Below are 14,188 nucleotides of genomic sequence, written 5' to 3'. Positions count from 1 at the left end.
AAAAAACAAAAAAGCTCGATTCAAATGAATCGAGCTTTTTTGTTTTGCGAACTTAATCAAGTTAAGCCACTGGCTCTTCTTCCTCTTTTTGTTTTTCTGGCTTTAATGCTTTCTTCTGTATTGTATCAAACATTACAGGAGTTGCAATAAAGATCGAAGAATAAGTACCCACGAGGACACCTACAATCAAGGCAAACATAAAGCCCATTATACTCGCACCACCAAAGATAAAAATAGCCAATAATACAATTAAAGTGGTCATAGACGTATTCAACGTACGACTAATGGTACTATTGATTGCCTGATTGATTATAAGTCCCATTTTACGGCTTGTGCCGTATTCTTTCATAAACTCTCTAATACGGTCAAAAACAACCACGGTATCGTTAAGCGAGTAACCAATAACCGTAAGAATTGCCGCGATGAATGACTGATCAATTTCCATATTGAATGGCATAAATTGATAGGTCAATGAGAAAATTCCTAAAACAATTAAAACATCATGGAATACTGCCGCAACAGCTCCTAATGAGAATTGCCATCTTCTGAATCGTAATAAAATGTATAAGAACACAACTACTAACGAACCTAAAACAGCCCAGAAAGAATCTTTCTTAATGTCATCTGCAATAGTTGGCCCTACTTTGTTATACTCTAAAATACCTACTTTATCTTCAGTTGAACCACCTTTTACAAACTGCGTGAAGGTAAGATCTGATGGAAGATAGCTTTGTAAAGCAGTAAATAATTTCTGCTGAATATCATCATCTACTTCTGAAGCTTCTTCATCAATACGATACTTTGTAGTAATCTTTAATTGATTTGCTTCACCGTACGTTTTTGCCTGAGCACTTTCGAGTTCAGCGATAAGTTTTTGCTCAACTTCTGTTGCATTTACAGGGTTTTCAAAACGCACCGTGTAATTACGACCTCCAACAAAATCAACACCTTGATCCAGACCGTTAGTGAATAAAGAGATCAAACTTACAACGATAAGAACACCACTAATTATATAAGCAATCTTACGTTTAGCAAGGAAATCTCTATTGAAGTTGGTAAATAGATTACGTGTTGCTCCTGTAGAGAACTGTAATGACTTACCATTCTTACCATAACCGTCAATGAAAAGACGTGTTACAAAAATTGCAGTGAACAACGAAGTACCAATACCTATCATTAAAGTAGTTGCAAAACCTTGAATAGGTCCTGTACCGAATAAGAATAAGATCAACGCCGTTAAGAAGGTTGTAATGTTAGCATCAAGAATTGAAGACAATGCGTTGCTGAAACCGTCCTTTATAGCATCTTTTTGAGACTTTCCTTTTGCGATCTCTTCTTTTATACGCTCAAAGATAAGTACGTTCGCATCTACCGACATACCAATCGTAAGCACAATACCTGCAATACCAGGTAAGGTTAGAACCGCTCCTAATCCTGCAAGAACACCGAAGATAAAAAGAATGTTTACCGCTAGTGCAACATCTGCAAAAAGACCTGCTTTACCATAGTAAAACACCATCCAAATAAGAACTAAGACTAAAGCAATTACAAATGACATTAAACCACTGTTGATTGCCTCTTGACCTAATGAAGGCCCAACTACGTCGTAAGAAATAATTTTAGCTGAAGCAGGAAGTTTACCCGCTTTGAGAACATTCGCTAAATCCTGTGCCTCTGTTACGGTGAAGCTTCCTGAGATTTCAGTGGCACCACCTTTGATTTCTGCTTTTGCTGAAGCTGCAGAATATACAGTACCGTCAAGCACAATAGCAATTGTATTTCCTTCGGTAGCAACTTCTCCGGTTAATTTAGCCCACTGACCAGGACCCTGACCTTCAAAATCAATACCTACAGAAGGCTGACCTGCTTGTGTATATTGTTGACGTGAATCTTGTACAACATCACCGTCCATTGCAGGAGATCCACTTCTATCTGATTGCAATGCGTAAAGCGGCACAACATCAGTTTCCCCTTCTGTAATCCCCCATCTGAATTTAGCAAAACGCAATCCTTGTGGACGTAATCTTGCAATTTCTGGCATTGCAAAATAGCGGTTGATCGTTGCCGTATCCTTAACCTGAGCATATCCTACAACAGGTGCTTGCGCATACTGCTGAATAGCAGGATTGAAGCTAAACACTTCAAATAATGGGTTATTTGCCTGAGCCGGACTAATAGAATCTTCTTCACTAGCCAAAAGCTCTTCAATAGAGTCATCTGTACTTTCTGATGAATCAACTTCAGCAACCGCTTCCTCTTCTTCTGCTGGAGCAACAAGCTCTTTAAGCTCAGCATTTACTTGCAATAAATAAGGTGCAACTTCAGAAGCGTAATGTGTTTTATAAAATTCTAACTGCGCTGTACTTTCTAATTGAAATTTTACACGCTCGATATCTGTTGCTCCGGGAAGCTCGATCAAGATACGTGATTGATTATCTAAACGCTGAATGTTAGGTTGCGTAACACCAAATTTATCGATACGATTACGCAATACTTCAAAAGCAGAATTGATAGACTCTTCTACTTCTTTTGCTAAAATAGGCTCCACTTCGTCATTTGTCATATTGAAGTTTACCTTCTCACCTAAAGTCGTATTCGCAAAAATATCTGGCGATGCTAATTTGTTATCTCCAGGGATCGCTTCAAAAGCATCAAAGAAATCTTCTAAAAAGCTATTTTGACTATCCTTTTGCGCTTCTGCCGCCTGATCTAAAGCCTGGTTAAAAGCAGGATCTGTACTGTCGTTACTCAAACCTCTTAAAATATCTGCAACAGAAATTTCAAGAATTGCATTCATACCTCCTTTAAGATCCAGACCTTTATTAAGCTCTTTCTCTTTTGCGTCATTATACGTAATTCCCAAAGCGATTGGATCATTACCTATAGAATCTAAATAACGACGCTCAACCTCACCTCTTCTGTCAACATAGTCCTCTACAGTAGTAGCAACTTGATCAGCCGCAAAAGCAGCAGCTTTTTCTTCAGTTTGATTAGTGAAATACGTAAACGAAAGCTGGTATAAACACACCAACCCAAATAAAATCGCAAATACTCTAATGAGTCCTTTATTTTGCATTACTCTTTAATATTTATTTAATTCTTCCCGAACCTTTTTCAGGCGATTTTGTAAAACGTGCAAATATAGGGTTTCAACCTAGAAATGCCAATAAATATCTTTTTGATTTCTTTAACCTTTTAAAGGATTAACAATCAATAGAATAACCCCTGAAAATTGAATTAATTTCATAGTTTTAACACTCTCAACCACACCAGATTAGACTACTTAAAAGAGGTTCATTTAAATCTATTTCCTTCAATTTTCATCCGTTCTGATGTACCAATGAGTCAAAACGATTAGAACACATACATCAATTAGCCCAATTTACCATAGGTTTTCAGCGGTCAAAAATCAGTTTTATGAGATTTGGATATTCTAGGCCTCCCTGATAAAAACTTCTTCAAAATCTCCTCCTATTTCAATCATTAAAACGACAAATCAAGCCATTCAAATAAAAACATCACATCAAAGATTTAAAAATCAAAAATTGAAAAAATTGTCAACTTTTTAATGTTGATAATTTTTCAAAATACTGTTTTTCAAGTACTTATATTATTTTACTGTAAACTTTTGAATATCACAGGTTTTATAATTTCGATATTTCTACTAACTTCACACAACCGAAGCAAACATTTAACCGCACTAAAGCCTAAAACACAATGTCTACACAAATCACCGACCCCATTGCTAAAACATACACCCAAGATGAAGCTTTTGAAGCCTCTTTAAAATACTTTAAAGGAGACGATCTGGCTGCTCGCGTTTGGGTAAACAAATATGCGCTTAAGGATTCTGACGGAAATATTTATGAGAAAACGCCAGATGATATGCACACACGCATCGCTAAAGAGATTGCGCGCATTGAGGCACGCTACCCCAATCCGATGCAAGAAGATGAAGTTTTTGATCTTATTAAAAACTTTAAATACATCGTTCCTCAAGGCAGCCCAATGGCAGGTATTGGAAATCCATATCAGGTAGGTTCACTTTCTAACTGTTTTGTAATTGGCAATGATGGTAGCTCTGACTCATACGGTGGGATTATGAAAATTGACCAAGAGCAAGTGCAATTGATGAAGCGTCGCGGTGGCGTAGGTCACGATTTATCACATATACGCCCCAAAGGTTCTGCTGTAAAAAATTCAGCCTTAACCTCAACAGGCTTGGTTCCATTTATGGAACGTTATTCAAACTCTACACGCGAAGTGGCCCAGGACGGAAGACGTGGCGCTTTGATGCTTTCGGTCTCGATAAATCACCCGGATGCTGAAGATTTTATAGACGCCAAAATGGAGCAGGGTAAAGTTACCGGCGCCAATGTTTCGGTACGTATTGACGACGGCTTTATGCAGGCAGTTAAAGATCACAAACCCTATACGCAGAAATATCCTGTTTTTAGTCCAAACCCTATTAAACAGAAAGAGATCGATGCTGAAAAACTCTGGAAGAAAATCGTTCACAATGCCTGGCAATCTGCAGAGCCCGGAATTTTATTTTGGGATACTATCGCTCGCGAATCTGTACCTGATTGCTATGCTGATCTAGGCTATAAAACAGTCTCTACAAATCCGTGTGGCGAGATTCCACTTTGTCCTTATGACTCATGTCGCCTATTGGCTATCAATTTATTTTCTTATGTAGAAAAGCCGTTTACACCAGAGGCTTCTTTCAATTTTGAGTTGTTCAAAAAACATATTGCCAAAGCGCAACGCATAATGGACGACATCATCGATCTGGAGTTGGAAAAAGTAGATGCGATTTTGGCCAAAATTGATGCAGACCCAGAGAATGACGAGGTAAAAAATGTAGAGCGTAATCTTTGGTTAAATATCAAAAAGAAAGCTGAAGAAGGACGCCGTACCGGAATAGGAATCACTGCAGAAGGAGACATGCTTGCTGCTCTTGGCATCAAATATGGTAGTGAAGCAGGAAATGAATTTTCAGTAGAAATACATAAAACAATTGCGGTAGAAGCCTATCGTGCTTCGGTTTATGCAGCCAAAGAACGCGGTGCATTCCCAATTTTTGATTCAGAAAGAGAAAAGGATAATCCGTTCATTCAGCGTATAAAAAATGCTGATGAGAAGTTATACTACGATATGCTGGAGTACGGTCGTCGTAACATCGCTTTGCTAACGATCGCTCCTACAGGCACAACAAGTTTAATGACCCAGACTACATCAGGTATCGAACCTGTTTTCTTACCGGTCTATAAACGCCGAAGAAAAGTAAATCCTAACGATAAGGAAGCACGCGTAGATTTTGTTGACGAGGTAGGTGACTCTTGGGAAGAATATGTTGTTTTTCACCATCGCTTCAAAGAATGGATGCAGATAAATGGCATTGCAACCGATAAAAACTACAGTCAGGAAGAGCTTGATGTTATCGTTGCCAAATCTCCGTATTATCAGGCAACTTCAAATGATGTAGACTGGCTCAATAAAGTGCGCATGCAAGGCGCTGTTCAAAAATGGGTAGATCACAGCATAAGTGTTACCATAAACTTACCTAATGATGTAGATGAAGAACTTGTAGGGCAGCTCTATCTCGAAGCGTGGCAAGCAGGCTGCAAAGGTGTTACTGTCTATCGTGACGGCTCGCGCTCTGGCGTTTTGATCTCTAATGATGAAAAGAAAAATGAAGAGGAAGACAGCGAAACCTTAACCGCATTCCCAACAAAAAGACCACAAGTGCTTGAAGCAGATATTGTGCGCTTCCAAAACAATAAAGAAAAATGGATTGCTTTCATAGGCTTGATCGAAGGAAAACCTTACGAGATCTTCACAGGAATCGCAGATGATGAAGACGGAATTTTACTTCCGCGTTGGGTAGAAAAAGGGCTTATAATCAAAAACCGAAACGAAGACGGAAGCTCGCGTTATGACTTTCAGTATAAAAACAAAAGAGGTTATAAAACCACTATCGAAGGTCTGTCGCATAAATTTGATCCTGAATATTGGAATTATGCTAAACTCATTTCAACTACGTTACGCTATGGGATGCCTATTGAAAAAGCCGTTGAACTCACCAACAGTTTACAATTAGACAGCGCCTCGATCAATACGTGGAAAAACGGAGTTGCGCGCGCACTTAAACGCTATGTTGCCGATGGCACTATCGCCCGAAAGCAAAAATGCGACAACTGTAATTCATCAGAATTAATATATCAGGAAGGTTGTCTTACATGCCAAAGCTGTGGCTCTTCAAAATGCGGTTAATAGCTTAAGAATTCCCCAACAAAAAAGGCGCTCATTGAGCGCCTTTTTTTTATTTACTGAACGAACCGGAGATTAAAGCTCTAGCAATCCGTTTGTTTTCTTAACAGCTGCAGCACTTTCTTGAAGTTTTGCTTTTTCAGCATCAGAAAGATCTACAGGTACAATTTTTTCAATACCGTCTTTTCCTAAAATTACAGGAACACCGATACAAATATCATCAAGATCATATTCTCCTTCTAACAATGCTGAACAAGGGAACATTTTTTTCTGATCACAAGCAATTGCTTGTACTAATCCAGAAACAGCAGCTCCCGGAGCGTACCAAGCAGAAGTTCCTAATAATTTAGTAAGGGTTGCTCCTCCTACTTTAGTGTCTTCCATCACTTGCTCTAAGCGATCTTCAGCTAAAAATTCTGAAGCCAAAACACTATTGCGAGTAGCCAAACGCGTCAAAGGAATCATTCCCGTATCACTATGACCACCTATTACCATACCGTCTACATCAGAGATCGGGCATTCTAAAGCCTCTGCTAAACGATATTTAAAACGCGCACTATCTAGCGCACCACCCATACCTATAATTTTGTTTTTAGGAAGTCCGGTAGTTTTATGCACAAGATAAGTCATCGTATCCATTGGGTTACTTACCACGATAATGGTTACATCTGGAGAATGCTTGATCAGGTTTGAAGAAACATCCTTTACGATGCCGGCGTTGATCCCGATAAGTTCTTCACGAGTCATACCCGGCTTACGCGGAATACCACTAGTAATTACAGCAATATCACTTCCTGCTGTCTTAGAATAATCTCCGGTGGTTCCGGTGATTCGGGTATCAAATGCATTTAAAGAAGCAGTCTGCATCAAATCCATCGCCTTTCCTTCAGCAAAGCCTTCTTTGATATCAACAAGAATAACATCTGAGGCAAAATTTTTCATGGCTATATATTCGGCACAACTTGCACCTACAGCTCCTGCTCCTACTACGGTAACTTTCATGGGTATGTATTTAAATAAGTTATTAATTAAGTTTAAAATCAGATAAGCGTGCGTTATCGATTGCGGCTCTAAAATTACGACTTCATTTACTCATTTAAGACTCTAAAAGCCTAAAATTAGGTTATGATTTACATCCTAAGCTTTATACTTCCTTTTCTAAAACCTACTCAAAATATAAAGCCACTTAAAAGCAATAGACCTCTAAGTGGCTTTGGCAACCATTTGAAAAAATGGAAAAGTAGCTTATCTAAAACTGAATGCAATTCCTGCACTCAAATTACTGTATTCTTGCACAGTGTAATCTGCAAATATTTTAAAGAATGCCAAGTTTAAACGCGCTCCTAAAGATGCACGCACGCTAGAAGGATTATAAGAAAGCATTATAGGATCTGTAACCTCTCCCGGAGTTCCATTATCATACTCAAACTCATAAGTCCCTAGGACATTTATTTCTGATTTACCTCCGGTATATCCCAAACCTCCATAAAACGTCAAGAATTTAAAATCTAAAGAAGCCACACCTTGAACGGTATAGGAGTTCAACTTAAATTCAGCCGCTTGATTACGACCGTCAATATCAGATTCTGCCTGAATATCGTAATCTACATTCATATTGGTAAATGCACCCATAACTGCAATATTTAAAGGCAGCTTCTCTAAAGGACCAAAATATTGCATAAGATCATGCTTAAGACCTGCGCCAAAAAGCTTTCCTTTTACATTATCACTACCTACTTCAGGAACAAAGCGTACCATAACGTCTGTCCCTTTAATCACCCCTATACTGGCTTGAATTGCCGGAGCCGGAACTGCGTTAATTGGCAGATCGTCTTTTACCCCTTCTGGCATTGTAAAGGTCACATCACCTTCGCTTGTATCAAAGGTAACTTCAGCAGGCGTTCCGCTACCGGCTACTGTTGGTGTAATGTCTGATGTGGCAGTATAATCATTCTGAAAAGTCAATTCACTGAAAGCAAACAACTCCTTTTCTGAAGGAACAATCGCCCCATTAAAACCTATGGTTATATCAAAACCTAAGGATTTATGCGTTTTTGCTGTATGATACCAGCCTCCGGACATACTATAAACAAGACCTTCCATCGCGGGAGCGATGTAAGCCCCCATTAATGTTGTCGCATCTGCAGTACCTGCCTTTACGATCGCTTCAAAGCCATCGTCTTCTTGAGCAAAGAGATTTGCAGAGGCCAAAATTGAAATACAAAAAAGTAATGTTTTTTTCATTTAATAATTGATTTGGTTTCTTCAAAAATAACAAAACCCCTGAGAGTCACCGCCGTATATTCTTTGAAATTTTAACAAAAAAAAAGCCTGCTCCATTATGAACAGGCTTTTAAAACATTATTTAACCGATTATTCTTAAACGTCGATGTTTGCGTAAACGGCATTCTTCTCGATAAACTCACGTCGTGGCGGCACCTCATCCCCCATCAACATAGAGAAAATACGATCTGCCTCAGTGCCGTTATCAATAGTTACTTGACGCAGGGTTCTGAATTCAGGATTCATGGTAGTATCCCACAATTGCTCTGCATTCATCTCACCAAGACCTTTGTAACGCTGTACAGAAACACTTCCTCCCATTTGTGCATTATATTCATCACGCTCCTTCTCACTCCACGCATAACGCATCTTTTTACCTTTTTTAAGCAAGTAAAGTGGCGGTGTCGCGATATAAACGTGACCACCTTCAACAAGCTCCCGCATATAACGGAAAAAGAATGTCAAAATAAGTGTTGCAATGTGGCTACCATCAACATCGGCATCACACATAATCACGATTTTCTTATATCTTAATTTTGAGAGATTCAGTGCTTTACTATCCTCTTCGGTACCAATGGTCACACCTAGAGCCGTAAAGATATTTTTGATCTCTTCGTTTTCAAAAACCTTGTGCTGCATCGCTTTCTCTACATTCAGGATTTTTCCGCGTAGCGGAAGAATCGCCTGAAAGTTACGATCACGACCCATTTTTGCAGTTCCACCTGCAGAGTCACCCTCTACCAAAAATACTTCGCAAGCTTCAGGATCGGTCTCTGAGCAGTCGGCTAATTTCCCTGGCAAGCCACCTATACTCATCACCGTCTTACGCTGAACCATCTCACGTGCTTTCTTAGCCGCATGACGTGCCTGAGCAGCAAGAATTACTTTTTGCACAATGGTTTTGGCATCATCAGGATGTTCTTCCAGATAGATCTCTACCATTTCTGAAACTGCCTGAGAAACCGCTGAAGTCACTTCGCGGTTACCCAATTTGGTTTTGGTTTGTCCTTCAAACTGAGGCTCTGCAACCTTAACCGAAATAATAGCCGTAAGTCCTTCTCTAAAGTCGTCACCGGCAATTTCAAACTTCAACTTATCAAGCATTCCTGACGCGTCTGCATATTTCTTAAGCGAACTTGTAAGTCCTCTTCTAAAACCTGCTAAATGCGTACCTCCCTCGTGCGTGTTGATGTTGTTTACGTAAGAATGCAAATTTTCTGCGTAGCTATCATTATAGATCATCGCCACCTCAACAGGAATGTCGTTCTTTTCACCTTCCATAGAGATCACCTCTCCAATGATTGGCTGGCGGTTTCCGTCAAGAAAACGAACAAATTCTTTAAGACCTTCTTCAGAATGAAAAGTTTCAGAAACAAAATCTCCCTTTTCATCTTTCTGACGCTTATCTGTCAAAGAAATTTTAATTCCCTTATTCAAGTATGCCAATTCACGCATACGACTTGCAAGCGTATCGTAATTGTACTCTGTTGTCGTTTGAAAGATAGATGGATCTGGTAAGAACGTCACCGCAGTACCGCGATCATCGGTATCGCCTATGCCCTTAACCGGGTACATCGCTTTACCTTTTTCATATTCTTGCTCCCAGATCTTGCCGTCGCGATAAACTGTAGCTTTTAAATGTGTTGAAAGTGCGTTTACACAACTCACCCCAACCCCGTGCAAACCACCGGATACTTTATAGGAGTCTTTATCAAATTTACCTCCCGCACCAATCTTAGTCATTACAACTTCAAGTGCAGAAACCCCTTCTTTTTTATGCAAGTCTACGGGAATACCACGCCCGTTATCTTTTACTGATATTGAGTTATTCTCATTAATGATCACTTTGATGCTGTCGCAGTGGCCCGCCATAGCTTCATCTATGGAGTTATCTACAACCTCATAAACTAAATGATGCAAACCGCGCACCCCTACATCTCCAATATACATCGAAGGACGCATACGCACGTGCTCCATCCCCTCAAGGGCCTGGATACTGTCTGCCGAATACTGCTTCTTATTGGCTTCTTCGCTCATAAATCTTTATTAAGTTAATCTTTTATCTAAAAAAGCGTCGCCTTTTTAGCCGCTCTAAGCACATTTCTTGAGCGTGCTGAGAGATAGTTAACAAATATAAAAAAAGGCTCCCCGATACCCTTGCAAATGGCAAGCCAAAGCGTTGAAGTTATCAACAAATTGTGAAAAAATTCAGGTTAAAATCGATGATTCTAAATGAAGTTGAGTTTTTCCCTCATAAACCATAAAAAAAAGGCGCTTCTCAAAATGAAAAGCACCTTTTAACTTACGTGGTTATGGCTGGCTAAGCGAGTCAGTCTTTTTATAAGCATCACTGTGTACGTTTGCCACAGCTCTACCTGATGGATCGTTCATATTTTTAAATGCTTCATCCCATTCTAAAGCGATTTTGGTACTACATGCTACAGAAGCTTCCTGTGGTACACTCAATGCAGCAGCATCACTTGGGAAATGCTCAGCAAAAATGCTTCTGTAATAGTATTCCTCCTTATTCGTTGGCGTTTGAATTGGGAATTTGTACTTAGCATTTGCCAATTGCTCATCGCTAATTTTTTCATTTACCAATTCTTTCAGCGTATCAATCCAGCTGTATCCTACACCGTCTGAAAACTGCTCTTTTTGTCTCCAGGCAACACTCTCTGGCAAATACGATTCAAAGGCTTTACGAAGTACCCATTTTTCCATACGCTCTCCGTTGATCATCTTGTCTTCTGGATTGATGCTCATCGCAACGTCCATAAACTCTTTATCTAAGAATGGAACGCGACCTTCGATCCCCCAAGCAGCTAATGATTTGTTTGCTCGCAAGCAATCGTACATATGCAGCTTGCTTAATTTACGCACTGTTTCTTCATGAAACTCCTGAGCGTTTGGTGCTTTGTGGAAATAAAGATATCCTCCAAAAACCTCATCTGCTCCTTCTCCTGAAAGTACCATTTTTACCCCCATTGACTTAATAACACGAGCCATCAAATACATAGGAGTTGAAGCTCTAATCGTGGTGATGTCGTAGGTTTCTAAGTTGTAAATAACATCTTTTATAGCATCCAAACCTTCCTGAATGGTAAATTTGATCTCGTGGTGCACCGTACCAATATGGTCCGCAACTTTCTGTGCTGCCGCTAAATCCGGCGAACCTTCAAGACCTACAGAAAAAGAGTGTAACCTTGGCCACCAAGCCCCGTCTGTATCTCCAGATTCAATTCGTTTTTCAGCATATTTTTTTGCTACCGCTGAAGTAATAGAAGAATCTAATCCTCCTGAAAGTAAAACACCATAAGGCACATCAGACATAAGCTGGCGATGAACTGCCGCTTCTAAAGCTTCTCTTAACTTTTCTATACTGGTCTCGTTCTCTTTAACCGCATCATACTCCATCCAATCGCGAGAATACCATCTTTTCAATTCACCATCAGAACTGTGTAAATAATGCCCCGGAGGAAACAATTCAATTTTTGTACAAGTTCCTTCAAGAGCTTTCAATTCTGAAGCTACATAGAAGGTTCCGTGCTCATCCCATCCCATATAAAGTGGAATAACACCCATATGATCACGAGCAACGAAATACTCATCTTTTTCTGCATCGTATAGAGAAAAGGCAAAAATTCCGTTTAGCTTGTCTACAAAACCAGGACCTTCTTCCTGATACAAAGCTAAGATCACTTCACAGTCTGACTGTGTTTTAAAATCGTATTGTCCTTTAAGTTGCTTACGCAGCTCTTGATGGTTATAGATCTCGCCATTGGCAGCAAGAATTAATTTTCCGTCAGGACTTAATAAAGGTTGTTTTCCTGAAGCAGGATCAACTATAGATAAACGCTCGTGCGCAAGAATGGCTTTTTCATCACTATAAACACCATTCCAATCTGGACCACGATGACGTATTTTTTTAGACATTTCTAAAAGCTGTGGTCTTAAAACCTCAGCAGATTGTTTCAATTCATAGGCACATACTATCCCACACATAATCGTATTGTTTTAATTTGATGGTTCAAAGATGTATATTACATTCTAATTCACAAACAAAAAACACCTATATGATTACATATTGAAACTTTAAAAGTTCATTTCAATACAAATTCAAACTATACAATGCCTATTTTATGCAGATCGATTTACAGGCGTAAACTTCAACCATTTTAGTAAAGTCTTAACAATTACAGTTTTTACCACATTGTACATTTGTATAAAATTTTGATACTCAACAATAAAATACATTTTATGAAGTCCCTTTTAGCAAGTAGTTTTTTAATTGCAGCTTTATTTTTTGGAAGCAGCGTAAATGCGCAAAAATTTAGTGAATTAGATAAAAGTCCGTTAGATATAGCAATGTATCGCGGGCAAGACAAAGCACCGCGTGTACGTGTAATTTATAGTCGTCCTCAGAAAAAAGGTCGTGATGTTTTTGCCAAGAAAGATGGTTTAGAAAAGTACGGTGATGTTTGGAGAACAGGCGCAAACGAATCTACCGAGATCAAGTTTTATAAAGACATGATGGTAGGAGACACAAAGGTTCCTGCAGGAACTTACACACTTTTCACGATTCCTAATGAAGATGAATGGACAGTAATTTTAAACAAAGACTTAGATACTTGGGGAGCTTACGGTTATAAAGAAGAACGCGACTTAGTGCGTTTTACGACTCCATCGCATAAAACCGCAGCACCTATCGAATCTTTCTCAATCTCTTTTCAACCTACAGAAAGCGGTTCTGATATGTTTTTAGGATGGGATGACACCTACATTCAAATACCTATCGAAGAAGTTGAAATGTAACAGTAGTTTTCACACAAAACAACAAAGGCTTCCAATTTGGAAGCCTTTGTTGTTTATTCAAGCGCTTGTTATTCAAATAACACGCTTAAGGTATATTCAAGTATTTATGTGTTTGAAGACTCACCTTCCATTTAGGATTTGCCATAACGTAGTCTACAATTAATGGCGTCATTTTTTCTCTCACACTCCATTCGGGCTGCAAAAACAGTTGACAGTTACCATTAACTTTTGCTGCGTGTTCTTCCGCGAATGCGAAATCACTTTTATTATATATGATCACCTTCAACTCGTGTGCTTCCTCATAAATACGCGGCTTAGGCAGCATACGCTTTTTAGGAGAAAGACAGATCCAATCCCAGTGACCGCTTAATTCATAAGCTCCCGAAGTCTCGATATGTACTTGCAAACCTTCTGCTTTCAACATTGAAGTCAGATGATTCATATCCCACATCAACGGCTCACCTCCTGTGATCACAATGGTCTTACTGTATTTTTTAGCATTAGCAACAATTGCTGCAGCCTCTGTAGGCGGATGAATCGCTGCATCCCAACTTTCTTTAACATCGCACCAATGGCAGCCCACATCACAACCACCCACACGAATAAAATATGCAGGGGTTCCTGTGTGATAACCTTCACCTTGAATGGTGTAAAACTCTTCCATTAACGGAAGTAACTCTCCCAGCTCTACCCGGGTCGCTGTCGCCTCTTTTGTCATAGGGCGCAAAGATACGCCGCATAAAAGTCGTTACCAAAGGCTTACAACCTTATTTTAAAAGCGCTTCTAAAGCCTGCAAAAAGTGTTAAAAATTAAATTTTA

8 protein-coding genes are annotated in these 14,188 nt (G+C 39.4%); 2 read left to right on the top strand and 6 right to left on the bottom strand.

All coding sequences use genetic code 11. The features are described from left to right. Positions 1–61 precede the first annotated feature (61 nt). Positions 62–3,076, bottom strand: coding sequence for a protein translocase subunit SecDF (gene secDF, locus MED217_RS04215; RefSeq protein ID WP_009779240.1), 3,015 nt, complete (start codon positions 3,074–3,076; stop codon positions 62–64). Between the two features lie 641 nt (positions 3,077–3,717). On the opposite strand from secDF, the gene MED217_RS04210 reads away from it, so the two are divergent. Continuing rightward, on the top strand, positions 3,718–6,276 hold the full coding sequence (locus MED217_RS04210) for an adenosylcobalamin-dependent ribonucleoside-diphosphate reductase (RefSeq protein ID WP_009779239.1): 2,559 nt from the start codon (positions 3,718–3,720) through the stop codon (positions 6,274–6,276). 72 nt (positions 6,277–6,348) lie between these two features. On the opposite strand, the gene MED217_RS04205 is transcribed toward MED217_RS04210, so the two are convergent. The 4 genes from MED217_RS04205 to asnB form a co-directional block, all read right to left on the bottom strand. After that, positions 6,349–7,275, bottom strand: coding sequence for a malate dehydrogenase (locus MED217_RS04205; protein WP_009779238.1), 927 nt, complete (start codon positions 7,273–7,275; stop codon positions 6,349–6,351). 243 nt (positions 7,276–7,518) lie between these two features. Then, positions 7,519–8,517, bottom strand: coding sequence for a DUF6588 family protein (locus MED217_RS04200; RefSeq protein WP_009779237.1), 999 nt, complete (start codon positions 8,515–8,517; stop codon positions 7,519–7,521). Between the two features lie 135 nt (positions 8,518–8,652). Beyond that, positions 8,653–10,593 carry a DNA topoisomerase (ATP-hydrolyzing) subunit B gene (gyrB, locus tag MED217_RS04195; protein WP_009779236.1) on the bottom strand — a complete coding sequence of 647 codons (1,941 nt, stop codon included), beginning with the start codon at positions 10,591–10,593 and terminating at the stop codon, positions 8,653–8,655. A gap of 273 nt (positions 10,594–10,866) precedes the next feature. Further along, on the bottom strand, positions 10,867–12,558 hold the full coding sequence (gene asnB, locus MED217_RS04190; protein ID WP_009779235.1) for an asparagine synthase B: 1,692 nt from the start codon (positions 12,556–12,558) through the stop codon (positions 10,867–10,869). Positions 12,559–12,813: 255 nt separating this feature from the next. Between asnB and MED217_RS04185 the strand changes: the two genes are divergently transcribed. Then, entirely contained in the window at positions 12,814–13,368 is a 555-nt protein-coding gene (locus MED217_RS04185) for a DUF2911 domain-containing protein (RefSeq protein ID WP_009779234.1), read from the top strand. Between the two features lie 85 nt (positions 13,369–13,453). On the opposite strand, the gene MED217_RS04180 is transcribed toward MED217_RS04185, so the two are convergent. Beyond that, on the bottom strand, positions 13,454–14,086 hold the full coding sequence (locus tag MED217_RS04180; RefSeq protein ID WP_040532573.1) for a 7-carboxy-7-deazaguanine synthase QueE: 633 nt from the start codon (positions 14,084–14,086) through the stop codon (positions 13,454–13,456). Between the last annotated feature and the right edge of the window lie 102 nt (positions 14,087–14,188).

The sequence above is a fragment of the Leeuwenhoekiella blandensis MED217 genome, from assembly GCF_000152985.1.
In the GTDB taxonomy this organism is placed as follows: Bacteria; Bacteroidota; Bacteroidia; order Flavobacteriales; family Flavobacteriaceae; genus Leeuwenhoekiella; species Leeuwenhoekiella blandensis.
Note: the sequence above shows the minus strand (reverse complement) of the source record. Positions and strands in the feature narration are given on the sequence as shown.

Excerpts from the sequence above, each read along its gene's own strand:
- asnB (WP_009779235.1), bottom strand. The coding sequence starts at position 12,558 with ATGTGTGGGATAGTATGTGCCTATGAATTGAAACAATCTGCTGAGGTT.
- MED217_RS04200 (WP_009779237.1), bottom strand. The coding sequence starts at position 8,517 with ATGAAAAAAACATTACTTTTTTGTATTTCAATTTTGGCCTCTGCAAAT.
- gyrB (WP_009779236.1), bottom strand. The coding sequence starts at position 10,593 with ATGAGCGAAGAAGCCAATAAGAAGCAGTATTCGGCAGACAGTATCCAG.
- MED217_RS04180 (WP_040532573.1), bottom strand. The coding sequence starts at position 14,086 with ATGACAAAAGAGGCGACAGCGACCCGGGTAGAGCTGGGAGAGTTACTT.
- MED217_RS04205 (WP_009779238.1), bottom strand. The coding sequence starts at position 7,275 with ATGAAAGTTACCGTAGTAGGAGCAGGAGCTGTAGGTGCAAGTTGTGCC.
- MED217_RS04185 (WP_009779234.1), top strand. The coding sequence starts at position 12,814 with ATGAAGTCCCTTTTAGCAAGTAGTTTTTTAATTGCAGCTTTATTTTTT.
- secDF (WP_009779240.1), bottom strand. The coding sequence starts at position 3,076 with ATGCAAAATAAAGGACTCATTAGAGTATTTGCGATTTTATTTGGGTTG.
- MED217_RS04210 (WP_009779239.1), top strand. The coding sequence starts at position 3,718 with ATGTCTACACAAATCACCGACCCCATTGCTAAAACATACACCCAAGAT.